Raw genomic sequence first — 25,153 nt, forward strand, 5'->3', positions numbered from 1 at the left:
GTTCGCGCAGCGCGTAACGGAAGGCAAGCGACGACGCGCGGCCTTGCAGCGCGACTTCGGACGCAAAGCTCATGTGGTGGCAAAGCTCATGTAGTTGATTGTCCGTCGATGCGGCCGGAGCGCAGCCGCACGACGCGGTCGCAGCGCTGCGCGAGCGCGAGATCGTGCGTCACTAGCACCAGCGTCATGCCGCGCTCGGCGTGCTTGGTGAACAGCAGGTCGACGATCTGCTTGCCCGTCGTCTCGTCGAGATTCCCGGTCGGCTCGTCGGCAACGAGGATCGCGGGATCGGGCGCGAGCGCGCGCGCGATCGCGACGCGCTGCTGCTCGCCGCCGGAAAGTTGCGTCGGATAGTGATGCAGGCGCTCGCCGAGCCCGACCGATTGCAGCTCCTGCGCGGCGCGCGCGGCCGCATCGGGATTGCCGGCGAGTTCGAGCGGCACCGCGACATTCTCCAGCGCCGTCATGGTCGGGATCAGATGGAACGACTGGAAGACGATGCCGACCTGGCGGCCGCGGAAGCGCGCCAGCGCATCTTCATCGAGGGCATTGAACGAGGTGCCGTTGACGACCACTTCTCCACTGTCAGGACGTTCGAGCCCCGCCATCACCATCAGCAAGGTCGACTTGCCCGAGCCCGACGGGCCGATCAGGCCGATGGCCTCACCCGCCGCCACACGAAGGCTGATATCTTTGAGGATATGGACCCGTGCCGCGCCGGTGCCGAGCGAGAGATTGACGTTCCTGACGGCAATGGTGTCCGGCTCGACGTCGGTCAGTGAAGAGGATTCGATGAGACTGTCCATGGTTCGGTCATATGGCACTTCCGCGGCTGCGGTCGAGGGCCGGTTGAGAATCTTCGTGCACATACTCGTGTTGCTTATGGGCTTGATGACGGCGGCCAGCGCGCAGACGCCAGGACTGGAGAATGGCCGGGACAAAGGCCCGGCGAAGCCGATCAAGATGGTGGTTCTGGGCGATTCCCTGAGCGCTGGGTACGGCCTCCCGGGTCCGGCGGCGTTCCCGATCCGGCTGCAAAAGGCGTTGGAAGCCAAGGGGATAAAGGTCGAGATGAGCAATGCCGGGGTGTCCGGCGACACCGCCTCGGGCGGCCGCGAGCGGCTCGACTGGTCGGTGCCTGATGGAACCGATGCCGTGATTGTCGAGCTCGGCGCCAACGATGCCTTGCGCGGCATCGATCCCGCCGTCACGCGTGCCGCGCTCTCCGACATCATCACAAAGTTGCAGGCGCGCAAGATCGCCGTGCTCTTGTGCGGCATGCTCGCGCCACCGAACTATGGCAGTGAGTATGCAGCGAAGTTCAACGCGATCTATCCGGATCTCTCGAAGGCCCTTGGCGTGCCGCTCTATCCGTTCTTCCTCGATGGCGTGGCCGCCGACGCGAAGCTCAACCAGGCCGACGGCATGCACCCGACGGCAGCAGGTGTGGACATCGTTGTGAAAAATATCCTGCCCACAGTGGAGGCATTTCTCGGCGCAATATCAGGGCAACGCAGCTGAAACGCAGGCAGCGAGCCGGGTTGTGTCCGTAGGTTTACGAGCTGTTAACGGGTCATGCTTCGCAGAGTCACATATCTCGGGTACAAATAGGCATCGGTGATTCGTCACCGGGCTGTTACAGGGTGCGGGCTCCCAAAACCCGCGCCAAGCATCGAGGATTAATGCGATGCCGCGTCTGTTCACTGGACTGGAAATTCCGGCCGAGATCGGCCAGACACTTTCCAATTTGCGTGGCGGCCTTCCCGGCGCACGCTGGATCGATCCCGAAAATTATCACGTCACTCTGCGCTTCATCGGCGACATCGATGGCCTCTGGGCCAACGAGATCGCGACGATGCTGTTTCGGGTGAACCGAAAACCGTTCGAGGTCAAATTGCAGGGCCTGTCGAGCTTCGGCGGACGCAAGCCGCGCGCGGTGGTTGCCGCCGTCGAGCCCAGTCGGCCGCTGATCGAACTGCAGGCCGAGCTCGAGCGGATGATGCAGCGGATGGGGCTCGATCCCGAGGGCAGAAAATTCACGCCACATATCACGCTCGCGCGTTTGCATGACGCTTCGAGCCAGGACGTCGCGGATTATCTGTCGGTGCGCGGCTACTTCCCTAGCCGCAGCTTCATGGCGGACCGCTTCGTGCTGTTCTCGTCGCGCGCGTCGACAGGCGGCGGCCCCTATGTGGTCGAGGATTCCTACGCGCTCTGCGCGTGAGCCTCTTCACCTCGCCCCGCTTGCGGGGAGAGGTCGGATCGCATCGAAGATGCGATCCGGGTGAGGGGGTACAGGTCCGTCGATAGAGCGCGTCGGGTGGTGAGAGCCCCTCACCCCAGCCCTCTCCCCGAAAGAGCGGGGTGAGGGAGAGGAAAGTGCATAGCCACTGGCACAATTCACGGCTTGCAATTTGCCGCGCACTAGGGCCGTAAGGTGGGCTCATGCTGTCCACCTCGCCCAGTTCCTTTCTCGAACTCTACAAATCCCTGGTCGCCTCCGGCGCGATCGAGGCCGATCCCGCGCAAGCCCGCGCCGCCGAGGCGTTCGGCGCGCTGGATGAGCGGCTCGCGAGCTACAAGCCGCAGCGCAAGCAAGGCCTGTTCGGGCGGCTGTTCGGCGGCGACAAGGACGACAAGCCGCCGCGCGGGCTCTACGTCCACGGCGAGGTCGGTCGCGGCAAGACCATGCTGATGGATCTGTTCTTCCAGCAGAGCCCGGTCGAGCACAAGCGCCGCGCGCACTTCCACGAATTCATGGCCGAGGCGCATGAGCGCATCTACGGCTACCGTCAGCAGATCGCGCGCGGCGAGATCGTGGACGGCGACGTGATCGCACTCACCGCGCAGGCAATCTTCGACGAAGCCTGGCTGCTCTGCTTCGACGAATTTCACGTCACCGACATCGCCGATGCGATGATCCTCGGCCGGCTGTTCGCAAAGCTGTTCGATCTCGGCACCGTGGTGGTCGCGACCTCGAACGTTGCGCCTGACGATCTCTACAAGGGCGGTCTCAATCGCGCTCTGTTCCTGCCGTTCATCGCGCAGATCTCCGACCACATGGACGTGCTGCGGCTCGATGCGCGCACCGACTTCCGGCTGGAGAAACTCGTCGGCGTCAAGATGTGGCTGGTGCCCGCGGATGACGCGGCCGATGCCGCGCTCAACGCGGCCTGGCGCAAGATGACCGGCAATGCCCCGTGCAAGGCGCGCCTCATTCCGATCAAGGGACGTATCCTGAACGTGCCCTGCTCGGCGCACGGCGTCGCGCGCTTCAGCTTCATGGACATCTGCGAGAAGCCGCTGGCCGCGTCCGACTATCTCAGGCTCGCGCACGACTACCATACGATCCTGATCGACCACATTCCGGTGATGGACTACGCCGAGCGCAATGCCGCCAAGCGCTTCATCTCGCTGATCGACACGCTCTATGACAATGCCGTGAAGCTGATGGCCTCGGCCGAGGCCGATCCGGTGTCGCTTTACCTTGCGACCGAAGGCGTCGAGGCGATGGAGTTCAGGCGCACGTCCTCGCGCCTGATCGAGATGAGCTCGGAATCCTACCTGGCGCTGCCGCACGGCCGGAAGGACTCCTCGGCGAGCGGCGCGTCGACCGGCCTGGTCGAGACCTGAAATTCAGCCTCGAAATTCCGTCTTGCGCGCGGTCCGGTTCGGAGCAACTTTTCGTGTCTCCGGGGCGGATGTTGCTGGCATGCCTGATCGAATTCCAGGCAGGGCTCGCAATCGGGCAGGCCGCGACTTGAATGGATCAATCGAAAGGGATAACCACCCTTGCAACCGACTTCCCTCCCTCCCGTACACAGTTCAAAGGACTGATTTCCCATGGCACGCGACAAGATTGCTCTGATTGGCTCCGGACAGATCGGCGGAACGCTGGCGCACCTCGTCGGCCTCAAGGAACTCGGAGACGTCGTGCTGTTCGATATTGCCGAGGGCGTGCCGCAGGGCAAAGCACTCGACATCGCGCAGTCGTCGCCGGTCGACGGTTTCGATTCCAATCTGGTCGGCGCCAATTCCTATGAAGCTCTCGACGGCGCCAAGGTCTGCATCGTCACCGCCGGCGTGCCGCGCAAGCCCGGCATGAGCCGCGACGATCTCCTCTCCATCAACCTCAAGGTCATGGAGCAGGTCGGCGCCGGCATCAAGAAGTACGCGCCCGACGCGTTCGTCATCTGCATCACCAACCCGCTCGACGCCATGGTGTGGGCGCTGCAGAAGGCCTCGGGCCTGCCGCACAAGAAGGTGGTCGGCATGGCGGGCGTGCTCGACTCCGCGCGTTTCCGCTATTTCCTGGCCGACGAATTCAACGTCTCGGTCGAGGACGTCACCGCCTTCGTGCTCGGCGGCCATGGCGACACCATGGTGCCGCTGACCCGCTACTCGACTGTCGCCGGCATTCCGCTGCCCGACCTCGTCAAGATGGGCTGGACCTCGCAGACGCGCATCGATGAGATCGTCGATCGCACCCGCAACGGCGGCGCCGAGATCGTCAACCTGCTCAAGACCGGCTCCGCGTTCTACGCGCCGGCTGCGTCCGCGATCGCGATGGCCGAGAGCTATTTGAAGGACAAGAAGCGCGTGCTGCCCTGCGCCGCCTATCTCAACGGCGAGTACGGCGTGAAGGACATGTATGTCGGCGTGCCGGTCGTGGTCGGCGCCAAGGGTGTCGAGCGCATCGTCGAGATCGAACTGGCGGGCAAGGACCGCGAGGCTTTCGACAAGTCGGTCGGTGCGGTGCAGGGCCTGGTCGACGCCTGCAAGAAGATCGCGCCCGATCTGCTCGGCAAGTAATCTCGAATGGCAATGACCCGATAGGCGGTTTCAATCGTCTATCGGGTGCAAGGCGATGAAATTCCGGCGGATTTTTTAGTTGCGCGAGCTTTGGTATATGGTATGCCAGTCTCAAGGCTGACGTAAAAGGTCGCCGCACGAGGGTTTGGGAGCGTCTTTCCATGAATATCCACGAATACCAGGCCAAGGCTTTGCTGCATGAATTCGGCGTGCCGATCTCGCGCGGCGTGCCGGTGCTGAAGCCGGAAGAGGCCGACGCGGCGGCCAAGCAGCTGCCCGGCCCGATCTGGGTGGTGAAGAGCCAGATCCATGCCGGCGGCCGCGGCAAGGGCAAGTTCAAGGAAGCATCGGCCGGCGACAAGGGCGGCGTCCGCATCGCCAAGTCGGCCGCCGAGGTCGGCGAATTCGCCAAGCAGATGCTCGGCGCGACGCTGGTCACGGTGCAGACCGGTCCGCACGGCAAGCAGGTCAATCGCCTCTACATCGAGGAAGGCTCCGACATCGACAAGGAGTTCTACCTCTCGATCCTGGTCAATCGCGAGACCTCCGAAATCTCCTTCGTGGTGTCGACCGAAGGCGGCGTGAATATCGAAGAGGTCGCGCATTCGACCCCGGAAAAGATCGTCTCGTTCTCGGTCGATCCCGCGACCGGCATCATGCCGCATCACGGCCGCACGGTTGCCAAGGCGCTGAAGCTGACCGGCGATCTCGCCAAGCAGGCCGAGAAGCTGACCGGCCAGCTCTATGCCGCCTTCGCCGCCAAGGACATGGCGATGCTCGAGATCAATCCGCTCGTCGTCACCAAGCAGGGCCAGCTGCGCGTGCTCGACGCCAAGGTGTCGTTCGACAGCAACGCGCTCTATCGTCATCCGGACGTGGTCGCGCTGCGCGACGAGACCGAGGAAGACGCCAAGGAGATCGAGGCGTCGAAATACGACCTCAACTACGTCGCGCTCGACGGCACGATCGGCTGCATGGTCAACGGCGCCGGCCTCGCCATGGCGACCATGGACATCATCAAGCTGTACGGCATGGAGCCGGCGAACTTCCTCGACGTCGGCGGCGGCGCCAGCGTGGAGAAGGTCGCGGCCGCGTTCAAGATCATCACCGCCGATCCGAACGTGAAGGGCATCCTGGTCAACATCTTCGGCGGCATCATGAAGTGCGACGTGATCGCCGAGGGCGTGGTCGCCGCGGTGAAGCAGGTCGGCCTCAAGGTGCCGCTGGTGGTGCGCCTCGAAGGCACCAATGTCGAGCAGGGCAAGAAGATCATCCGCGAGAGCGGCCTCAACGTCCTGCCCGCCGACAACCTCGATGACGCTGCACAGAAGATCGTGAAAGCCGTCAAGGGAGGCTAACGATGGCCGATCATCTCGACGCTCCGACACCGCTGGACGAACACCGCAAGCTCGCGGCGTTTGCGGGCGAGTGGAGCGGCGAAGAGATGGTCTATCCGTCGCGCTGGACCGCGGGCGGTCCGGCCACCTCGCACGTCGTTGCGCGCATCGCGCTCAACGGCTTCTACCTGATCCAGGACAGCGTGCAGACTCGCGACGGCAAGGAGAGCTTCGCCACCCACGGCGTGTTCACCTACGACCGCGACGATCGGGCCTACAAATTGTTCTGGCACGACTCGCTCGGCTACTACCCGCCGTCACCGGCGTCCGGTGGCTGGGCGGGCAAGTCGCTGATCCTGGTGCGCGGCTCGCTGCGCGGCAATGCCCGTCACGTCTACGAGGTCGTCGACGACGACACCTACAACATGAAAATCCAGTTCTCGCCTGACGCGGAAGGGTGGGCCGACGTGCTCACCGGCGTGTACCGGCGTGTTCACTGAACCCCTTCACTGATCGTCTCGCGAAAGCATCTCGAACCATGTCCATTCTGATCGACAAGAACACCAAGGTCATCTGCCAGGGCTTCACCGGCAAGAACGGCACGTTCCATTCGGAAGCGGCGATCGCTTACGGCACCAAGATGGTCGGCGGCGTGGCGCCCGGCAAAGGCGGCTCGACCCATCTCAACCTGCCGGTGTTCGACACCGTCGCCGAAGCGCGCGAGAAGACCGGCGCCGACGCCAGCGTGGTCTATGTTCCGCCGCCGGGCGCGGCGGACGCGATCTGCGAGGCGATCGACGCGGAGATCCCGCTGATCGTCTGCATCACCGAGGGCATCCCGGTGCTCGACATGGTGCGCGTGAAGCGCTCGCTGTCGGGCTCGAAGTCGCGGCTGATCGGGCCGAACTGCCCCGGCGTGATGACCGCCGGCGAATGCAAGATCGGCATCATGCCGGCCAACATCTTCAAGCCCGGCTCGGTCGGCATCGTCTCCCGCTCCGGCACCCTGACCTATGAGGCGGTGTTCCAGACCACCCAGGAGGGCCTCGGCCAGACCACCGCGGTCGGCATCGGCGGCGACCCGGTCAAGGGCACCGAGTTCATCGACATGCTCGAGATGTTCCTGGCCGACGAGAAGACCAAGTCGATCGTGATGATCGGCGAAATCGGCGGCTCCGCCGAGGAAGACGCCGCCCAGTTCCTCAAGGACGAGGCCAAGCGCGGCCGCAAGAAACCGATGGTCGGCTTCATTGCCGGTGTCACCGCACCTCCCGGCCGCCGCATGGGCCATGCCGGCGCGATCATCTCGGGCGGCAAGGGCGACGCCGGTTCCAAGACCGCGGCGATGGAAGCCGCCGGCATCAGGGTGTCGCCGTCGCCGGCGCGCCTCGGGCACACGCTCGCGGAGATGCTGAAGTAACCGCCGTCCGGCGAAGTTCCCTTCGAGATTTGGCGTGTTTCGGGCGGGTTCTCCTTGGGGAACCCGCTTTTTTATTGCGTTTTGTCGCCAGAATACCAATCAATAAGAAATGAAAATAAATTCATTTCTTAGTTCTTTTAGGCAGGAATATCTGTCCTAGATAGGGTAAAGGGTATCAATCCAGCCGGCGCACTTCCAGACCGGCATCAGCGCCGTCTCCTACGCGCGAACCGAAAAAATCACCAGGACTGCCCATGTCTCGCCAAGACGCGAACGCCGCTTTTGCACTCTCATCATTCCTGCAGGGCACCAACGCCGCCTACATCGACGACCTCTACGCCCGCTACGAGCAGGACCCGTCGTCGGTCGACGCCGAATGGCAGGATTTCTTCAAAAGCCTGAAGGACGCCCCGGCCGACGTCCAGAAGAACGCCGAGGGCGCCTCGTGGGGCCGCGACAACTGGCCGGTGACGCCGCGCGACGAGCTGACCTCCGCGCTCGACGGCAACTGGGCCCAGGTCGAGAAGGCGGTCGGCACCAAGCTCGCGGCCAAGGCGCAGGCCAAGGGCGCCGAGCTGTCCGATGCCGACGTCCATCAGGCCACCCGCGATTCGGTTCGCGCGCTGATGCTGATCCGCGCCTACCGCATGCGCGGCCATTTCCATGCCAAGCTCGATCCGCTCGGCATCGAGGCGCCGCGCGACCGCGAGGAGCTCGATCCGCGCTCCTACGGCTTCACCGAGGCGGACTTCGATCGCAAGATCTTCCTCGACCACGTGCTCGGCCTCGAATACGGCACGCTGCGCGAGATCGTGCAGATCTGCGAACGCACCTACTGCCAGACGCTCGGCGTCGAGTTCATGCATATCTCCAACGCCGCGCAGAAGGCGTGGATCCAGGAGCGCATCGAGGGGCCGGACAAGGAGATCTCGTTCACGCCCGAGGGACGCCGCGCGATCCTCAACAAGCTGATCGAGGCGGACGGCTTCGAGAAGTTCTGCGACACCAAGTTCACCGGCACCAAGCGCTTCGGCCTCGACGGCGGTGAATCGCTGATTCCGGCGCTCGAGCAGATCATCAAGCGCGGCGGCAATCTCGGCGTAAAGGAGATCGTGGTCGGCATGCCGCATCGCGGCCGCCTCAACGTGCTGACCCAGGTGATGGGCAAGCCGCACCGCGCGCTGTTTCATGAATTCAAGGGCGGTTCGGCCAATCCGGATTCGGTCGAAGGCTCCGGCGACGTCAAGTATCACCTCGGCGCCTCCTCGGACCGCGAGTTCGACGGCAACAACATCCATCTGTCGCTGACCGCAAATCCGTCGCATCTGGAAATCGTCGATCCGGTCGTGATGGGGAAGGTGCGCGCCAAGCAGGACCAGCACGGCGATCCGCCGGATATGCGCATCTCCGTCCTGCCGCTTTTGATGCATGGCGACGCGGCCTTCGCGGGCCAGGGCGTGGTGGCGGAATGCTTCAGCCTGTCGGATCTGAAGGGCTACCGCACCGGCGGCTCGCTGCACTTCATCGTCAACAACCAGATCGGCTTCACCACCTATCCGCGCTACTCGCGCTCGTCGCCCTATCCGTCCGACGTGGCGAAGATGATCGATGCGCCGATCTTCCACGTGAATGGCGACGATCCGGAGGCCGTGGTGTTCGCGGCCAAGGTCGCGATCGAATTCCGGCAGAAATTCCACAAGCCGGTCGTCATCGACATGTTCTGCTACCGGCGCCACGGCCACAACGAGGGCGACGAGCCGGCGTTCACCCAGCCGGTGATGTACAAGAAGATCGCTTCTCACCCGTCAACGCTGGAGATCTACGCCAAGCGGCTGGTCGCTGACGGCGTGTTGACCGAGGGCGAGGTCGAGAAGGCCAAGGCCGACTGGCGCGCGCGGCTCGACGCCGAGCTCGAAGCCGGCGCCGGCTACAAGCCGAACAAGGCCGACTGGCTCGACGGCAAGTGGGCGGGCTTCAAGATCGCGGACCAGGAAGAGGACGCCCGCCGCGGCGTCACCGGCGTCGACCTTACGGTGCTCAAGGACATCGGCCGCAAGATCACCAAGGTGCCGGACGGTTTCCGCGTCCACCGCACCATCCAGCGCTTCCTCGACAATCGCGCCAAGGCGATCGACAGCGGTGTCGGGATCGACTGGGCCACCGGTGAGGCGCTGGCGTTCTGCACGCTACTGCAGGAAGGCCATCATGTGCGCCTGTCCGGGCAGGATTCCGAGCGCGGCACCTTCTCGCAGCGCCATTCGGTGCTGATCGACCAGGAGGACGAGAGCCGCTACACGCCGTTCAACCATCTCGGCGGCGAAGACACCGGCCACTACGAGGTCATCAACTCGCTGCTGTCGGAAGAGGCGGTGCTCGGCTTCGAATACGGTTACTCGCTGGCCGAGCCGAACGCGCTGGCGCTCTGGGAAGCGCAGTTCGGCGACTTCGCCAACGGCGCGCAGGTGGTGTTCGACCAGTTCATCTCGTCGGGCGAACGCAAGTGGCTGCGCATGTCGGGCCTCGTCTGCCTGCTGCCGCACGGCTACGAAGGGCAGGGACCGGAGCACTCCTCCGCGCGCCTCGAGCGTTACCTGCAGATGTGCGCCGAAGACAACATGCAGGTGGTCAATCCGACCACGCCGGCGAACTACTTCCACGTGCTGCGGCGCCAGCTGCATCGCGAAATCCGCAAGCCGCTGATCCTGATGACGCCGAAGTCGCTGCTGCGCCACAAGCGCGCGGTGTCGCAGCTCGAGGAGCTCGGCAAGAACGCCACGTTCCACCGCATCCTGTACGATGACGCGCAGATGCTGCCGGACGAGAAGATCAAGCTGGTGCCGGACGACAAGATCCGCCGCGTCGTGCTGTGCTCCGGCAAGGTCTACTACGATCTCTACGAGGAGCGTGAGAAGCGCGACATCGACGACATCTATCTGATGCGCGTCGAGCAGCTCTATCCGGTGCCGCTGAAGGCGCTGGTGCAGGAGCTCGGCCGCTTCAAGAACGCCGAAGTGGTCTGGTGCCAGGAGGAGCCGCGCAATATGGGCTCCTGGCACTTCATCGAGCCCTATCTGGAATGGGTGCTCAACCAGATCCACGCGCCCAACAGGCGTCCGCGCTATGCCGGCCGTCCGGCATCGGCGGCAACCGCGACTGGCCTAATGTCGAAACATCTGGCGCAGCTCAAGGCGCTGCTCGACGACGCACTGAACTAACGACCTTCACTGAAGCCATGCCCCGCCTTGTGCAATTGCGCACTGGAGCGGGGCATCCGGTATCCGCGTCATCCAGCAGGAGTGCTGTCGTCACGGAGTACCGGATCGCTCGCTTTGGCGGGCGGTGGTGGACCGTTACACGACCGCAAATTTTGCGACCGCAGGGTTATCGAGGAAAAGACCATGACTGAAATTCGCGTTCCAACGCTCGGCGAATCCGTGACCGAGGCCACGATCGGCCGCTGGTTCAAGAAGGCCGGTGAAGCCGTCGCGGTGGACGAGCCGTTGGTGGAGCTGGAGACCGACAAGGTCACGATCGAGGTGCCCGCGCCGGTCGCCGGCACGCTCGGCGAGATCATCGCCAATGACGGCGAGACCGTCGCCGTCGGCGCGCTGCTCGGCCAGATCAATGACGGCGCGGCTGCGGCCAAGCCCGCTGCCGCCGCTGCTGCTGCTCCCGCCAAGGCCGCCGCGCCGGCGCCCGCTGCTGCGCCGGCTGCTGCCGCCGCGAAGGCGCCGCCGGCGGATGCGCCGCTGGCACCCTCGGTCCGCAAGCTGTCGGCCGAAAGCGGCATCGATGCGTCCACCGTTCCGGGTTCGGGCAAGGACGGCCGCGTGACCAAGGGCGACATGCTGGCCGCGATCGAGAAGGCCGCCTCGGCGCCGACCCCGGTCAACCAGCCGGCCGCCGCCGTGCAGGTTCGTGCGCCGTCGCCGGCCGACGATGCCGCGCGCGAGGAGCGTGTGAAGATGACCCGGCTGCGCCAGACCATCGCGCGCCGCCTCAAGGACGTGCAGAACACCGCCGCGATGCTGACCACCTTCAACGAGGTCGACATGACCGAGGTGATGAAGCTGCGCGCTCTCTACAAGGACACGTTCGAGAAGAAGCACGGCTCGAAGCTCGGCTTCATGGGCTTCTTCACCAAGGCCGTCGTGCAGGGGCTGAAGGACATTCCGGCGGTCAACGCTGAAATCGACGGCTCTGACCTGATCTACAAGAACTACTATCACATCGGCGTTGCGGTCGGCACCGACCGCGGCCTCGTGGTGCCTGTGGTGCGCGACTGCGACCACAAGTCGATCGCCGAGATCGAGAAGTCGATCGCCGACTACGGCCGCCGCGCCCGTGACGGCCAGCTCAAGATCGACGAGATGCAGGGCGGCACCTTCACCATCACCAATGGCGGCATCTACGGTTCGCTGATGTCGACGCCGATCCTGAATGCGCCGCAGTCCGGCATCCTCGGCATGCACAAGATCCAGGAGCGGCCGATGGTCGTCGGCGGCAAGATCGAGGTTCGCCCGATGATGTATCTGGCGCTGTCCTATGATCACCGCGTCATCGACGGCAAGGAAGCGGTCACCTTCCTGGTGCGCGTCAAGGAGAGCCTGGAGGATCCGGCCCGCCTGGTGCTGGACCTCTAAGGTCGTATCGCGCGCGGCGTCCGATCGGGCGCCGCGATCTGTTGGGTGCTCACATTTGGGGATCAAAGTGACGGATAAGGTCGTTGTCATCACCGGCGGCAGCCGCGGCATCGGCCGCGCCACCGCGCTCGCTGCCGCCGCGCGCGGCTATCGCATCGTGGTCGGCTATGCATCCAACAAGACCGCGGCGGACGAGGTCGTCGCCGCGATCGAGGCCAAAAACGGCAAGGCGATCGCGGTGAAATGCGATGTCGGCAGCGAGCAGGACATCCTGGCGCTGTTCAAGGCGGCCGACAGCTTCGGCACGCTCGGCGCGCTCGTCAACAATGCCGGCATTGTCGGCAAGAGCGGCGTGCGTGTCGACGAGATGTCGGCCGAGCGTATCCAGCAGATGATGGCGGTGAATGTCACCGGCAGCATCCTGTGCGCGCGCGAGGCGGTGAAGCGCATGTCGACCAAGCACGGCGGCAAGGGCGGTGTCATCGTCAACCTGTCCTCGGTCGCGGCGAAACTCGGTGCTCCCAACACCTATGTCGACTATGCCGCGTCCAAGGGCGCGATCGACTCCTTCACGATCGGCCTCGGCTATGAAGTCGCGAATGAAGGCATCCGCGTCGCCGGCATCCGGCCCGGACTGATCGACACCGACATTCACGCTGCGGGCGGCGAGCCCGATCGCGCGCACCGGCTTGCCCATATGGTGCCGATGAAGCGTGTCGGCACGGCCGATGAAATCGCCAACGCCATCGTCTGGCTGATCTCGGACGAGGCTTCCTATGTCACCAGCGCGATCCTCGACGTGTCGGGCGGTCGCTAGCACACGATCAAGAGCGGGCGGCGGTCTGCCGACACGATCGCGCCCGCGTAATTGTCACAGAGCTTAGCTACAGGACCTTCTATCATGGCTTCTTACGATCTCGTCGTCATCGGCACCGGCCCGGGCGGATATGTCTGCGCGATCCGCGCGGCGCAACTCGGCATGAAGGTCGCCGTCGTCGAGAAGGACGCGACGCTGGGCGGCACCTGCCTCAATGTCGGCTGCATGCCGTCGAAGGCGCTGCTGCACGCCTCCGAGATGTTCGAGGAAGCCGCGCACTCCTTCGCCAAGATGGGCGTCAGCGTCTCGGCGCCGAAGCTCGATCTGCCCTCGATGATGAATTTCAAGCAGCAGGGCATCGACGGCAACGTCAAGGGCGTCGAGTTCTTGATGAAGAAGAACAAGATCGACGTGCTCAAGGGGACCGGCAAGATCCTCGGTGCTGGCAAGGTCGAGGTCTCCGGCGGCGGCAAGTCCGAGACCGTCGAGACCAGGAACATCGTGATCGCCACCGGCTCCGATATCGCCCGCCTGAAGGGCATCGACATCGACGAGAAGCGCATCGTGTCGTCGACCGGCGCGCTGTCGCTGGAGAAGGTGCCGGAGAAATTGTTGATCATCGGCGCGGGGGTGATCGGCCTCGAGCTTGGCTCGGTCTGGCGGCGTCTCGGTGCGGACGTCATGGTCGTGGAATTCCTCGACCGCATCCTGCCCGGCATGGATGGCGAGGTGGCAAAGCAATTTCAGCGCATGCTCGAGAAGCAGGGCTTCGTCTTCAAGCTCGGCGCCAAGGTCACCGCGGTCGATACCTCCGGCAAGACGCTGCAGGTCAAGGTCGAGCCGGCCGCCGGCGGCGCTGCGGAAACTATCGAAGCCGACGTCGCGCTCGTCTGCATCGGCCGCGTGCCCTACACCGAGGGCCTCGGGCTGAAGGAGGCCGGCGTCGCGCTCGACAATCGCGGCCGCGTCGAGATCGACGCGCACTTCTCGACCAACGTGAAGGGCATCTATGCGATCGGCGACGTCGTGGCCGGGCCGATGCTCGCGCACAAGGCGGAAGACGAAGGCGTTGCTTGCGCGGAGATCATCGCGGGCCAGGCCGGCCACGTGAACTACGACGTCATCCCAGGTGTTGTGTATACCACGCCGGAAGTGTCGTCGGTCGGCAAGACCGAGGAAGACCTCAAGCAGGCTGGCGTCGCATACACCGTCGGCAAATTCCCGTTCACGGCGAACGGCCGGTCCAAGGTCAATCAGACCACCGATGGCTTCGTGAAAATTCTCGCAGATGCGAAGACGGATCGGGTGCTTGGCGTCCACATCGTCGGCCGCGAAGCCGGCGAAATGATCCATGAAGCCTGCGTTCTGATGGAATTCGGCGGATCGGCCGAGGATCTGGCACGCACCTGCCACGCGCACCCGACCCGTTCGGAGGCGATCAAGGAAGCCGCGCTTGCGGTGGGCAAGCGCGCCATCCATATGTGATGATCGAACGTCCGGCGTCAGCCGGGTTGAGATCATAGCGATGCTGCGCCGCCTGCTTCAGCCGTTCTGGGTCCTGCTTGCGATCGTCTTCCTGGTCGAGGCTTGGCTATGGGACCACCTCGAGCCGATCGTGGCGCGGGTGGTCGCGTGGATTCCGCTCCGCGCGCTCAAGCAATGGCTTGCCGACCGGGTCGATTCGCTGTCGCCGGCGATGACGCTGATCGTCTTCGTCGTGCCGGTCATCCCGCTGTTTCCGCTCAAGCTGATCGGGCTCTGGCTGCTGGCGAACCAATACTGGTTCAGTGCGGTCTCGCTGATCCTGTTCGCCAAGTTCGTCGGTGTCGGCGTGACGGCCTTCCTGTTCGACGTGACGCGGCCGAAACTGCTGGAGATGCCCTGGTTCGAGGCGCTCTATAATTTCGTGATGGCACTGCGGGCCAAGGCCACCGCGCTGGTCGAGCCGATCAAGCGACGCATTCGCGAGATGATCCGTGGCGACGGCGAGGGCTGGGCGGCCCGCACGCTGCGCGTGATCGCGCGCTTCCGCAAAAGCGTGCATCAGACCAGCAAGCCTCTTTGATCAAAACTTTCTATTCCGTCATCCTGAGGAGCGCGTAGCGCGTCTCGAAGGATGCACGGCCCGGCCGGTGGCCGTCGATCCTTCGAGACGCGCGCAAGGGCGCGCTCCTCAGGATGACGGTTCGAAAGCGGCGCGCTGCACTCAATGCAGATGAAGCAAGTGCGGCTGGAACAGGCCGAGCGCCGTCATCACGATGCCGGCGAGCGTCACCAGGCCGGACACCCAGGCCAGCGCGAGGATGCCCGTGATGATGGTCGCCGATGCCAGCACGATGGCGATCTGGAACGCAGCAGAGGCAAGCTCGAAATGATGATATTTCGCGGTGGCCTCGTCGCGCTCATGCTCGGCGTGCTTGGCGCGTTCGGAGAGCTGCTCTGAACCCTCGCCGGTTTCCGGCTCTGAGCGGTAGCGCGCCGCGGTCTTCTGCCAGTCGTCGATCTGCTTCTGCAGCGCAGCCCTGGCCGCCTCGTCGGTGGTGGTCGCGAGGTTCAGCTTGCCCTGTTCGGCCGCGGTCTGCACCGCGGTCCGGCGGATGCTCTTGGCCTGGAAGAAGGCCCACAGGTTGGAGGCCTCGACATTCTTGCTGATCGATTCGGTCTGGGCGCCCTTGCCGAGCGTTTCCGACAGCGCCAGGCACAGGGCGATCACGGCGATCAGGAGCGCGATCTTCTTGTTCTCGCCCGAAGCATGCTCGGCATGCTCCGCGTGCTCCATACTTTCATGTGCGCTCATGATTCCCCTCCAGATGCGACTGCGCCACGATTGCCGAATGCGGTGCACAAGGCAAGGGGCGGGCGGCTTGGAGTAGCCGTCTGAAGATGAACGGCGCATGACGGCGGGCCAAAGCTCGCGCTTTATTTTGAATCCAGACCTGGGTGCTCAGCCGCGCGGATGCGCGGAGCGATAGACTTCGAGCAGGCGCTCGCTGTCGATGCCGGTGTAGATCTGCGTGGTCGACAGCGATGCGTGGCCGAGCAATTCCTGGATCGCGCGCAGATCGCCGCCACGGCTGAGCAGATGCGTGGCGAAGGAGTGCCGCAGCGCATGCGGCGTTGCGCTGTCGGGCAGGCCGAGCGCGCCGCGCAGCCGTTCCATGGTGAGCTGGATGATGCGCGGGCTCAAGGGGCCGCCGCGCGCGCCGACGAACATCGGCCCCGCGGGGCTGAGCTGATGCGGGCAGATCGCCGCATAGTCCGCGATCAATTGCAGCACGTTCTGCAGCACCGGCACCATGCGGGTCTTGTTGCCCTTGCCGGTCACCACGAGCACGTCGCCTTCGCCGGGCTTCGGCACGTCGCGGCGCTTCAGCCCCAGTGCCTCGGAGATGCGCAGGCCCGAACCATAGAGCAGCGCCATGACGGCGGCGTCACGCACCAGGATCCAGGTCTCGCGGGTCTCGTCCGCGCGCTCGTCGGCATCGGCAAAGCGTTTCGCTGCTTCCATGTGAATCGGCTTCGGCAGGCTCTTCGCCACCTTGGGCGCGCGGATCGCCGAGAGCGCGCCGACTTTGCCCTTGCCTTCGCGTTCCAGGAAGCGTCCGAACGAGCGCAGGCCCGCCAGTGCCCGCATCAGCGATCGCCCGCCGATCTCCTCGGTTCGGCGCATCGCCATGAAGGCGCGCACATCGCTTGCCTCGAGCGCGGAGAATGCCTTAAGCGTCACCCGCGCGCCCCAGTGCCCGGCCAGGAAGGCGAGGCATTGGCGCACGTCGCGGGCATAGGCCTCGAGCGTCTTCGGCGACAGCCGCCGCTCGGCACGCAGATGCGACAGCCAGCGCGTCATCTCCTGCGTGACCGATGCGTCGGCGCAGTCGAGTTCGAGCGGTGGGATGGGCTGATCGGTCCGGGCCATCTCTTAAGGGCTATTGGCGCTGCGATTCTCCTGATTATATCGCACTGCCTTCGTTTACCGATCGCTAAGACCGCAAGGCGGTGCTAGCCCGGTGCAACGTTCGGACTCCAAGGCTCTGATTCAATGGACCATACCACGCGCCCCGGCCCAGCCTCCGCATCGACGACTCGTGTCGTCGACGTGCTGGTGCCTGTCGCGCTGAACCAGACCTATTCCTACCGCGTTCCGCGCGGCATGGAGCTTGTGCCGGGCGACGTGATCGGCGTTCCGCTCGGGCCGCGCGAGGTCGTTGCGGTGGTGTGGGCGGAAAACGCCAATCCGGATCCGCGGCTGCACAACCGGCTCAAGGACGTCAGCGAGAAGCTCGATGTCCCGCCGCTGAAGCCGGAGCTGCGCCAGCTGGTCGACTGGGTCTCCAATTACACTTTGTCGGCACGCGGCATGGTGCTGCGGATGACGCTGCGGATGGGTGACAATCTCGGGCCGGAGCGGACGCGGCTCGGCGTGCGGCTGGTCGGCGAGCCGCCGCGGCGCCTGACGCCGGCGCGCCGGCGGGTGATCGAGGTGCTGTCGGACCGGTTGCTGCACGGCAAGTCGGAGGCGGCGCGGGAGGCCGGCGTCAGTTCCGGCGTGATCGACGGCCTGGTCGACGAAGGCACTCTCACGGTCGAGGCGATGCCGCCGCCGGCACCGCCGCCCGTTCCGGATCCCTCCTACGCGCAGCCGGATTTTTCGCGCGAGCAGCGCAGTGCCGTCGACGTGATGCGGACGCTGGCTGCGAGCGGCAGCTTTCACGTCGCGCTGCTCGACGGCGTCACCGGTTCCGGCAAGACCGAAGTCTATTTCGAGGCGATCGCCGAAAATATCCGTCGCGGCAAGCAGACGCTGATCCTGATGCCGGAGATCGCGCTGACCGGCCAGTTCCTCGACCGTTTCGCGCAGCGCTTCGGCGTGCGGCCACTGGAATGGCATTCGGAGCTGACGCCGCGCACGCGCGCGCGCAACTGGGCCGCGATCGCCGAGGGCAAGGCGCCGGTCGTGGTCGGCGCCCGCTCCGCGCTGTTCCTGCCCTATGCCGATCTCGGCCTCATCATCGTCGATGAGGAGCACGACCAGGCCTACAAGCAGGACGACGGCGCGCATTATCACGCCCGCGACATGGCGGTGGTCCGCGCCCATATCGCCAGGATCCCGATCGTGCTGGCCTCAGCCACGCCGTCGGTCGAGAGCGAGGTCAATGCGCGCAAGGGGCGCTACCAGCGCGTGGCGCTGCCGTCGCGGTTCGGCGGTCAGCACATGCCGCATATCGAGGCGATCGACATGCGCCGCGCGCCGCCGCCGCGCGGCCGCTTCATTTCGCCGGTGCTGGCCGAGCAAATTCGCCATGCGATCGAGCGCCGCGAGCAGGCGCTGCTGTTCCTCAACCGCCGCGGTTACGCGCCGCTGACGCTGTGCCGCGCCTGCGGCCACCGCTTCGCCTGCACGATCTGCGATGCGTGGCTGGTCGATCACCGGTTCCGGCAGCGGCTGGTCTGTCATCACTGCGGCTTCTCGATGCCGCGCCCGAATATCTGCCCGCATTGCGCGGCCGAGGAATCGCTGGCCGCGGTCGGTCCCGGCGTCGAGCGCCTGCAGGAAGAGGCCGCCCACATCTTCCCCGAGGCACGGACGATGGTGCTGTCGAGCGATCTCATCACCTCGATCGAGACCATGCGAAGCGAGCTCAACGAGATCGCCGAGGGCCGCGTCGACATCATCATCGGCACCCAGCTGGTGGCGAAGGGCCACAACTTCCCGCGGCTCAATCTGGTCGGCGTCATCGATGCCGATCTCGGCCTGAGCAACGGCGATCCGCGCGCCGCCGAGCGGACGTTCCAGCTGCTGAACCAGGTGGTCGGCCGCGCCGGCCGCGAGCAGGGCCGCGGCGTCGGCTTTCTGCAGACCCACCAGCCCGAGCATCCCGTGATCAAGGCCCTGATCGCCAATGATCGCGAGGCGTTCTATGCCAGCGAGATCGAGATTCGTGAGCGCACCGGCTACCCGCCGTTCGGCCGGCTGGCGAGCCTGATCGTCTCCGCCGGCGACCGTCCGACAGCGGAAGGTTTTGCCCGCAAGCTCGCCGCGGTGGCGCCGCTCGATGAGCGGATCCAGGTGCTCGGGCCCGCGGAGGCGCCGCTCGCCGTCATCAAGGGCCGCTACCGCTTCCGCCTGCTGGTGAAGTCGCTGCGCAATGTCGACCTGTCGCAATATCTGCGCGAATGGCTGGCGGCGGGTCCGAAGACCAAGGGCAATCTGAAGCTCGAGGTCGACGTCGATCCGCAGAGCTTTTTGTAGTTTCACCACCGTCATTCCGGGATGGTCCGCAGGACCAGACCCGGAATCTCGAGATTCCGGGTTCGTCGCTTCGCTCCGCCCCGGAATGACGAGGGAGAGGTGGCAAAAGAAAAAGCCTGCCGTCATTTGCGACGGCAGGCCTTTTTGGCGCGAAGCAGGCCTCGCGGCCGTTACGCAACGCAACGCTTACTGAACGCGCTTACGAGACGACCTCGGCGGTGACACGGCCGACGCCGGCACCGGTCAGGCCGATGGCGCGGGCTGCGCCGGTGGAGAGGTCGAGCACGCGGCCGCGGATGAACGGGCCACGATCGTTGATGGTGACGACGACGCTGCGGCCGCCATGGGTGACGCGGAGCTTGGTGCCGAACGGCAGCGAGCGGTGGGCGGCGGTCATGGCGTTCTGGTTGAAGCGCTGGCCGGAAGCGGTGCGGCTGCCCGACTCATTGCCGTAGAAGGAGGCCATCCCCGAGAACGAGTGGCCGCCGGACGGCTGGATCGATGCATTGGCGTCGCGCCAGGACGAGCCTTCGGCGCGGACGTGGTGATGATGGTGGTGGTGGCGATGATGGTGGTGCCGGGACTTCGCGGACGCCTCGGTCACGCTGCCCCCGACCAGAATAGTTGCGGCTACAAAAGCAAGCGCCGTGCGCGAGCGGGTTACATTGCCCGCCGCCTTCTTGATATTCAGCATTGATAAGACCCTCAGACAGTATTGCCGCTAACACGGCAAGTGGAACCCCCGTCCCTTCGTTGACCAAGGCCGTTTGGTTTCCCAATGAGGCACGAATTGGGCAGTAAATCCGGATTATCTCGTGCTGAAATATCTTGTTACCGCCTTGGGGTAGTCGGTCGAGGTTCCGTAATCTTGCTATTTAACCAATTTTTAACGAGCAATATACTTGCCAATACTGATTATCGAGGCGACGGTAAGTTTTCGGTAAGTAATCGCCAAATGAAACCGCAGCCTGCCCGGAGTTCCCTGCGCGCTCGGCCATAGGCCTATGCAAATTTCGATGGAACAAAATCGCGGCGGCGCGAATCGCACCCGGTGCGCCGAATTTCCGCGCGCCAAATTTTCCCGATTTGGCCGCCGGCTGCGGTCGCCAAAAAGCGCATGCGACAAGGCGGCACTCACGATGCCGTCATGTTGCACCTGCGCGATTGCTATGTTAGCAAAGCCGCGATTTTAACGGTCCCGGCACGTCCTGTGCCGGTCGAAAATCGAAGTCCCGCTTGAATTCCAAGGGCTTGGATCGCTAGGCGCTGCTTTGGTGGCGACGGTTTTTCCCTTGCGAATTTGACAGCAAAAAAGAGCGAGCTCGTGGCTGCTGAAGATCCGTCCGTTTCGGGAGTGTCCGGTCGTTACGCAACGGCCCTGTTCGAGTTGGCGCGCGACGAGCAATCCGTCGATCAAGTCCGGGCCGACCTCGACAAGTTCGAGGCCATGCTCAACGAGAGTGCCGATCTCAAGCGCCTCGTCCGCAGCCCGGTGTTCGCCGCCGACGCCCAGCTGAAGGCACTGACCGCGGTGCTCGACAAGGCCGGCATCGCCGGCACGTCGGCCAAATTCCTCAAGGTGCTCACCGCCAATCGCCGGCTGTTCGCCGTTGCCGATGTGATCCGCGCCTATCGCGCGCTGGTGGCGAAGTTCAAGGGCGAGGCGACTGCGGAAGTCACCGTCGCCGAGCAGCTCAGTGACAAGAATCTCGACGCGCTGAAGGCCGCACTGAAATCAGTGACGGGCAAGGACGTCGCGCTCAACGTGAAGGTCGATCCCTCCATTATTGGTGGCCTGGTGGTCAAGCTCGGCAGCCGCATGGTGGATAGTTCGCTTCGCACCAAACTCAATTCGATCAAGAACGCGATGAAAGAGGCAGGCTGATGGACATCCGCGCCGCAGAAATTTCTGCGATCCTCAAGGACCAGATCAAGAATTTCGGCCAGGAAGCCGAGGTCACCGAAGTTGGCCAGGTGCTGTCGGTCGGTGACGGTATCGCCCGCGTCTACGGTCTCGACAACGTTCAGGCCGGTGAAATGGTCGAGTTCGAGAACGGTACGCGCGGCATGGCGCTCAACCTCGAAACCGACAACGTCGGTATCGTGATTTTCGGCGCCGACCGCGAGATCAAGGAAGGCCAGACCGTCAAGCGCACCCGCGCGATCGTGGACGCGCCGGTCGGCAAGGGCCTGCTCGGCCGCGTCGTCGACGCGCTCGGCAACCCGATCGACGGCAAGGGTCCGATCCAGGCCACCGAACGCAAGCGCGTCGACGTCAAGGCGCCCGGCATCATTCCGCGCAAGTCGGTGAACGAGCCGATGGCCACCGGCCTCAAGGCGATCGATGCGCTGATCCCGATCGGCCGCGGCCAGCGTGAGCTGATCATCGGCGACCGTCAGACCGGCAAGACCGCGATCGCGCTCGACACCATCCTGAACCAGAAGCCGCTCAACGCCCAGCCGGACGAGAACCTCAAGCTGTATTGCGTCTACGTCGCGATCGGCCAGAAGCGCTCCACCGTCGCGCAGTTCGTGAAAGTGCTCGAAGAGCAGGGCGCGCTGGAATACTCGATCATCGTCGCGGCCACCGCGTCCGATCCGGCGCCGATGCAGTACATCGCGCCGTTCACCGCCTGCACCATGGGCGAATACTTCCGCGACAACGGCATGCACGCCGTGATCATCTATGACGACTTGTCGAAGCAGGCCGTCGCCTATCGCCAGATGTCGCTGCTGCTGCGCCGTCCGCCGGGCCGCGAAGCCTATCCGGGCGACGTGTTCTACCTGCATTCCCGCCTGCTCGAGCGCGCCGCCAAGCTCAACAAGGAGCATGGCTTGGGCTCGCTGACGGCGCTGCCGGTCATCGAAACCCAGGCCAACGACGTGTCGGCCTACATTCCGACCAACGTGATCTCGATCACTGACGGCCAGATCTTCCTGGAAACCGACCTGTTCTTCCAGGGCATCCGTCCCGCCGTGAACGTCGGTCTGTCGGTGTCGCGCGTCGGTTCGTCGGCGCAGACCAAGGCGACCAAGAAGGTCGCCGGCAAGATCAAGGGCGAGCTCGCGCAGTACCGCGAAATGGCGGCGTTCGCGCAGTTCGGCTCGGACCTCGACGCCTCGACCCAGCGCCTGCTCAACCGCGGCTCGCGCCTGACCGAACTTCTGAAGCAGCCGCAATTCTCGCCGCTGAAGATGGAAGAGCAGGTCTGCGTGATCTGGGCCGGCACCAACGGCTATCTCGATCCGCTGCCGCTCAACAAGGTGAAGGCGTTCGAGGACGGCCTGCTGTCGCTGTTGCGCGGCAAGAACGCCGACATCCTCGATGCGATCCGCACCAGCCGCGATCTGTCCGACGACACCGCCGCCAAGCTCAAGACGGCCGTCGAGGGCTTCGCCAAGACCTTTGCATAACGAATGGGGCGTCGCCCGGCTCGCCGCCGGGCGTGACGAACGGAGGCTTGCGATCTGACCGTTGTGGTCGGATCGCCGGGGTGAACGAAGAATGGCGTCACTAAAAGACATGCGGGTCCGCATCGCCTCGACCAAGGCGACGCAGAAGATCACCAAGGCCATGCAGATGGTCGCAGCCTCGAAGCTGCGTCGCGCGCAGAACGCCGCCGAAGCGGCGCGGCCCTATGCCACCAAGATGGATGCGGTGATTTCCAACATCGCCGCGGCTGCCAACGGCACGCCCGGCGCGCCGGCGCTGCTTGCCGGCACCGGCAACGATCAGGTGCACCTGCTTCTGGTCTGCACCGGCGAGCGCGGCCTGTCCGGCGCGTTCAATTCCGCCATCGTGCGCCTGGCGCGCGAGCGGGCGAACGCGCTGCTCGCGCAGGGCAAGGAAGTCAAATTCTTCTGCGTCGGCCGCAAGGGCTACGAGCAGCTGCGGCGGACGTTCGAGAAGCGCATCGTCGAGCACCTCGACCTGCGTTCGGTGCGCCAGATCGGCTTCGCCAATGCCGAGGACATCGCCAACAAGGTGCTGGCGCGGTTCGAGGCCGGCGAGTTCGATGTCTGCACATTGTTCTACTCGCGCTTCCAGTCGGTGATCGCGCAGATTCCGACCGCGCAGCAGATCATCCCGCTGGAGGTGACTGCACCCGCGGCAAATGCGGCGCCCTCCACGTCCTACGAATACGAGCCTGAAGAGGACCAGATCCTCGGCAGCCTGTTGCCGCGCAACCTCGCGGTGCAGATCTTCCGCGCGCTGCTCGAGAACAACGCCTCGTTCTATGGCGCGCAGATGAGCGCGATGGACAGCGCGACCCGCAATGCCGGCGAGATGATTCGCAAGCAAACCCTGATTTACAACAGAACCCGTCAGGCCCAGATCACGAAGGAGCTGATCGAGATCATCTCCGGCGCTGAGGCGGTCTAACGCAGATTTCGAAGGAGAACAGTCCATGGCTACAGCAGCCAACCAGATCGGTCGCGTTACCCAGGTCACGGGCGCCGTGGTCGACGTGCAGTTCGAAGGCCACCTTCCGGCGATTCTGAACGCGCTCGAGACCAAGAACGGCGGCAACCGCCTGGTGCTCGAAGTCGCGCAGCATCTCGGCGAATCGACCGTCCGCACCATCGCGATGGACATCACCGAGGGCCTCGTGCGCGGCCAGGAAGTGACCGACACCGGCGAACCGATCCGGGTGCCGGTCGGCGAAGGCACGCTGGGCCGCATCATCAACGTCATCGGCGAGCCGATCGATGAAGCCGGCCCGATCAAGTCCGACGGCCTGCGCGCCATCCATCAGGAAGCGCCGACCTATACCGACCAGTCGACCGAAGCCGAAATTCTCGTCACCGGCATCAAGGTCGTCGATCTTCTTGCTCCGTACGCGAAGGGCGGCAAGATCGGTCTGTTCGGCGGCGCCGGCGTCGGCAAGACCGTGCTGATTCAGGAGCTGATCAACAACGTCGCGAAGGCGCACGGCGGTTACTCCGTGTTCGCCGGCGTCGGCGAGCGCACCCGCGAGGGCAACGACCTCTATCACGAGTTCATCGAATCGAAGGTCAACGCCGATCCGCACAATCCGGATCCGAGCGTGAAGTCGAAGTGCGCACTGGTGTTCGGCCAGATGAACGAACCGCCGGGCGCCCGCGCCCGCGTCGGTCTGACCGGTCTGACCGTCGCCGAGCACTTCCGCGACCAGGGCCAGGACGTGCTGTTCTTCGTCGACAACATCTTCCGCTTCACCCAGGCGGGCTCGGAAGTGTCGGCGCTGCTCGGTCGTATTCCTTCGGCGGTGGGTTATCAGCCGACGCTCGCGACCGACATGGGCGCGCTGCAGGAGCGCATCACCACCACCCAGAAGGGCTCGATCACCTCGGTGCAGGCGATCTACGTGCCGGCCGACGACTTGACCGACCCGGCGCCCGCCACCTCGTTCGCGCACTTGGACGCCACAACGGTGCTGTCGCGCGCGATCTCGGAAAAGGGCATCTATCCGGCGGTGGACCCGCTCGACTCGACCTCGCGCATGCTGTCAGCGCTCGTCGTCGGTGACGAGCACTACAACACCGCGCGTATGGTCCAGCAGATCCTGCAACGCTACAAGTCGCTGCAGGACATCATCGCCATTCTCGGCATGGACGAACTGTCGGAAGAGGACAAGCTGACGGTGGCCCGCGCCCGCAAGGTCGAGCGCTTCCTGTCGCAGCCGTTCCACGTCGCCGAAGTCTTCACCGGCTCGCCCGGCAAGTTCGTCGACCTCGCCGACACCATCAAGGGCTTCCGCGATCTCTGCCAGGGCAAGTACGACCATCTGCCGGAAGCGGCGTTCTACATGGTCGGCACCATCGAAGAAGCCGTCGAGAAGGGCAAGAAGCTGGCGGCTGAAGCCGCCTAAAGCTTTGGGATGTCGTCATCGC

21 protein-coding genes are annotated in these 25,153 nt (G+C 64.6%); 17 read left to right on the forward strand and 4 right to left on the reverse strand.

What is annotated here, in order from left to right; all coding sequences use genetic code 11:
• Positions 1–86 precede the first annotated feature (86 nt).
• Complete coding sequence (locus PMN64_RS00005) at positions 87–806, reverse strand: ABC transporter ATP-binding protein (protein WP_028336302.1); 720 nt, start codon at positions 804–806, stop codon at positions 87–89.
• Between the two features lie 55 nt (positions 807–861).
• On the opposite strand from PMN64_RS00005, the gene PMN64_RS00010 reads away from it, so the two are divergent.
• From PMN64_RS00010 to PMN64_RS00065, 12 genes are all read left to right on the forward strand, one after another.
• Positions 862–1,521: an arylesterase gene (locus PMN64_RS00010; RefSeq protein ID WP_411779238.1), complete on the forward strand. Its 660-nt coding sequence runs from the start codon at positions 862–864 to the stop codon at positions 1,519–1,521.
• A 166-nt stretch (positions 1,522–1,687) separates the two neighbouring features.
• Positions 1,688–2,224, forward strand: coding sequence for an RNA 2',3'-cyclic phosphodiesterase (thpR, locus tag PMN64_RS00015; RefSeq protein ID WP_411779131.1), 537 nt, complete (start codon positions 1,688–1,690; stop codon positions 2,222–2,224).
• Between the two features lie 221 nt (positions 2,225–2,445).
• Positions 2,446–3,633, forward strand: a complete 1,188-nt coding sequence (zapE, locus tag PMN64_RS00020) for a cell division protein ZapE (protein WP_411779132.1) — start codon at positions 2,446–2,448, stop codon at positions 3,631–3,633.
• Between the two features lie 210 nt (positions 3,634–3,843).
• The gene (gene mdh, locus PMN64_RS00025) at positions 3,844–4,812 is read left to right on the forward strand and encodes a malate dehydrogenase (protein ID WP_038384693.1); all 969 of its coding nucleotides are present in this window, start codon (positions 3,844–3,846) and stop codon (positions 4,810–4,812) included.
• A 161-nt stretch (positions 4,813–4,973) separates the two neighbouring features.
• Complete coding sequence (gene sucC, locus PMN64_RS00030; RefSeq protein WP_028340816.1) at positions 4,974–6,170, forward strand: ADP-forming succinate--CoA ligase subunit beta; 1,197 nt, start codon at positions 4,974–4,976, stop codon at positions 6,168–6,170.
• Between the two features lie 2 nt (positions 6,171–6,172).
• Positions 6,173–6,649, forward strand: a complete 477-nt coding sequence (locus tag PMN64_RS00035) for a DUF1579 family protein (RefSeq protein ID WP_028340815.1) — start codon at positions 6,173–6,175, stop codon at positions 6,647–6,649.
• Positions 6,650–6,687: 38 nt separating this feature from the next.
• Entirely contained in the window at positions 6,688–7,569 is an 882-nt protein-coding gene (gene sucD, locus PMN64_RS00040; RefSeq protein ID WP_028340814.1) for a succinate--CoA ligase subunit alpha, read from the forward strand.
• Positions 7,570–7,823: 254 nt separating this feature from the next.
• Complete coding sequence (locus PMN64_RS00045) at positions 7,824–10,784, forward strand: 2-oxoglutarate dehydrogenase E1 component (RefSeq protein WP_411779133.1); 2,961 nt, start codon at positions 7,824–7,826, stop codon at positions 10,782–10,784.
• 183 nt (positions 10,785–10,967) lie between these two features.
• Positions 10,968–12,212 carry a 2-oxoglutarate dehydrogenase complex dihydrolipoyllysine-residue succinyltransferase gene (odhB, locus tag PMN64_RS00050; RefSeq protein ID WP_411779134.1) on the forward strand — a complete coding sequence of 415 codons (1,245 nt, stop codon included), beginning with the start codon at positions 10,968–10,970 and terminating at the stop codon, positions 12,210–12,212.
• A 67-nt stretch (positions 12,213–12,279) separates the two neighbouring features.
• Entirely contained in the window at positions 12,280–13,029 is a 750-nt protein-coding gene (locus PMN64_RS00055; protein ID WP_411779135.1) for an SDR family oxidoreductase, read from the forward strand.
• An 84-nt stretch (positions 13,030–13,113) separates the two neighbouring features.
• Positions 13,114–14,514 carry a dihydrolipoyl dehydrogenase gene (gene lpdA / locus PMN64_RS00060; protein ID WP_411779136.1) on the forward strand — a complete coding sequence of 467 codons (1,401 nt, stop codon included), beginning with the start codon at positions 13,114–13,116 and terminating at the stop codon, positions 14,512–14,514.
• A gap of 40 nt (positions 14,515–14,554) precedes the next feature.
• The gene (locus PMN64_RS00065; RefSeq protein ID WP_411779137.1) at positions 14,555–15,094 is read left to right on the forward strand and encodes a hypothetical protein; all 540 of its coding nucleotides are present in this window, start codon (positions 14,555–14,557) and stop codon (positions 15,092–15,094) included.
• A gap of 141 nt (positions 15,095–15,235) precedes the next feature.
• Here PMN64_RS00065 and PMN64_RS00070 read toward each other — a convergent pair whose 3' ends face one another.
• Both PMN64_RS00070 and PMN64_RS00075 read right to left on the reverse strand, forming a co-directional pair.
• On the reverse strand, positions 15,236–15,826 hold the full coding sequence (locus tag PMN64_RS00070; RefSeq protein ID WP_026192099.1) for a DUF4337 domain-containing protein: 591 nt from the start codon (positions 15,824–15,826) through the stop codon (positions 15,236–15,238).
• A 147-nt stretch (positions 15,827–15,973) separates the two neighbouring features.
• The gene (locus PMN64_RS00075; RefSeq protein WP_411779138.1) at positions 15,974–16,945 is read right to left on the reverse strand and encodes a tyrosine recombinase XerC; all 972 of its coding nucleotides are present in this window, start codon (positions 16,943–16,945) and stop codon (positions 15,974–15,976) included.
• Positions 16,946–17,068: 123 nt separating this feature from the next.
• Here PMN64_RS00075 and PMN64_RS00080 point away from each other — a divergent pair, with 123 nt between their 5' ends.
• Positions 17,069–19,279 (forward strand): primosomal protein N', encoded by a 2,211-nt coding sequence (locus tag PMN64_RS00080; RefSeq protein WP_411779139.1) that lies wholly within the window; start codon positions 17,069–17,071, stop codon positions 19,277–19,279.
• 199 nt (positions 19,280–19,478) lie between these two features.
• On the opposite strand, the gene PMN64_RS00085 is transcribed toward PMN64_RS00080, so the two are convergent.
• Positions 19,479–19,973, reverse strand: a complete 495-nt coding sequence (locus PMN64_RS00085) for a septal ring lytic transglycosylase RlpA family protein (protein ID WP_411779140.1) — start codon at positions 19,971–19,973, stop codon at positions 19,479–19,481.
• Positions 19,974–20,603: 630 nt separating this feature from the next.
• Between PMN64_RS00085 and PMN64_RS00090 the strand changes: the two genes are divergently transcribed.
• The 4 genes from PMN64_RS00090 to atpD all read left to right on the forward strand — a co-directional run bounded on the left by PMN64_RS00090 (position 20,604) and on the right by atpD (position 25,131).
• Positions 20,604–21,164, forward strand: coding sequence for a F0F1 ATP synthase subunit delta (locus PMN64_RS00090; protein WP_028336317.1), 561 nt, complete (start codon positions 20,604–20,606; stop codon positions 21,162–21,164).
• Entirely contained in the window at positions 21,164–22,693 is a 1,530-nt protein-coding gene (atpA, locus tag PMN64_RS00095) for a F0F1 ATP synthase subunit alpha (protein WP_028340804.1), read from the forward strand. Before PMN64_RS00090 ends, atpA begins: the two co-directional genes overlap by 1 nt.
• Positions 22,694–22,784: 91 nt before the next feature.
• The gene (locus PMN64_RS00100) at positions 22,785–23,663 is read left to right on the forward strand and encodes a F0F1 ATP synthase subunit gamma (RefSeq protein WP_028340803.1); all 879 of its coding nucleotides are present in this window, start codon (positions 22,785–22,787) and stop codon (positions 23,661–23,663) included.
• 25 nt (positions 23,664–23,688) lie between these two features.
• A complete protein-coding gene (gene atpD / locus PMN64_RS00105; protein ID WP_016843821.1) occupies positions 23,689–25,131 on the forward strand; it encodes a F0F1 ATP synthase subunit beta in 1,443 nt (480 codons plus the stop codon).
• Positions 25,132–25,153: the final 22 nt, after the last annotated feature.

Origin of the sequence: Bradyrhizobium sp. UFLA01-814 (assembly GCF_046718885.1) — a bacterium.
Classification (GTDB): Bacteria; Pseudomonadota; Alphaproteobacteria; order Rhizobiales; family Xanthobacteraceae; genus Bradyrhizobium; species Bradyrhizobium elkanii.

Bases quoted from the DNA above. Each gene is read 5' to 3' on its own strand.
- PMN64_RS00005 (WP_028336302.1), bottom strand. From the start codon at position 806: ATGGACAGTCTCATCGAATCCTCTTCACTGACCGACGTCGAGCCGGAC.
- thpR (WP_411779131.1), top strand. From the start codon at position 1,688: ATGCCGCGTCTGTTCACTGGACTGGAAATTCCGGCCGAGATCGGCCAG.
- zapE (WP_411779132.1), top strand. From the start codon at position 2,446: ATGCTGTCCACCTCGCCCAGTTCCTTTCTCGAACTCTACAAATCCCTG.
- mdh (WP_038384693.1), top strand. From the start codon at position 3,844: ATGGCACGCGACAAGATTGCTCTGATTGGCTCCGGACAGATCGGCGGA.
- sucC (WP_028340816.1), top strand. From the start codon at position 4,974: ATGAATATCCACGAATACCAGGCCAAGGCTTTGCTGCATGAATTCGGC.
- PMN64_RS00035 (WP_028340815.1), top strand. From the start codon at position 6,173: ATGGCCGATCATCTCGACGCTCCGACACCGCTGGACGAACACCGCAAG.
- sucD (WP_028340814.1), top strand. From the start codon at position 6,688: ATGTCCATTCTGATCGACAAGAACACCAAGGTCATCTGCCAGGGCTTC.
- PMN64_RS00045 (WP_411779133.1), top strand. From the start codon at position 7,824: ATGTCTCGCCAAGACGCGAACGCCGCTTTTGCACTCTCATCATTCCTG.
- odhB (WP_411779134.1), top strand. From the start codon at position 10,968: ATGACTGAAATTCGCGTTCCAACGCTCGGCGAATCCGTGACCGAGGCC.
- lpdA (WP_411779136.1), top strand. From the start codon at position 13,114: ATGGCTTCTTACGATCTCGTCGTCATCGGCACCGGCCCGGGCGGATAT.
- PMN64_RS00065 (WP_411779137.1), top strand. From the start codon at position 14,555: ATGCTGCGCCGCCTGCTTCAGCCGTTCTGGGTCCTGCTTGCGATCGTC.
- PMN64_RS00070 (WP_026192099.1), bottom strand. From the start codon at position 15,826: ATGAGCGCACATGAAAGTATGGAGCACGCGGAGCATGCCGAGCATGCT.
- PMN64_RS00075 (WP_411779138.1), bottom strand. From the start codon at position 16,945: ATGGCCCGGACCGATCAGCCCATCCCACCGCTCGAACTCGACTGCGCC.
- PMN64_RS00080 (WP_411779139.1), top strand. From the start codon at position 17,069: ATGGACCATACCACGCGCCCCGGCCCAGCCTCCGCATCGACGACTCGT.
- PMN64_RS00085 (WP_411779140.1), bottom strand. From the start codon at position 19,973: ATGCTGAATATCAAGAAGGCGGCGGGCAATGTAACCCGCTCGCGCACG.
- atpA (WP_028340804.1), top strand. From the start codon at position 21,164: ATGGACATCCGCGCCGCAGAAATTTCTGCGATCCTCAAGGACCAGATC.
- PMN64_RS00100 (WP_028340803.1), top strand. From the start codon at position 22,785: ATGGCGTCACTAAAAGACATGCGGGTCCGCATCGCCTCGACCAAGGCG.
- atpD (WP_016843821.1), top strand. From the start codon at position 23,689: ATGGCTACAGCAGCCAACCAGATCGGTCGCGTTACCCAGGTCACGGGC.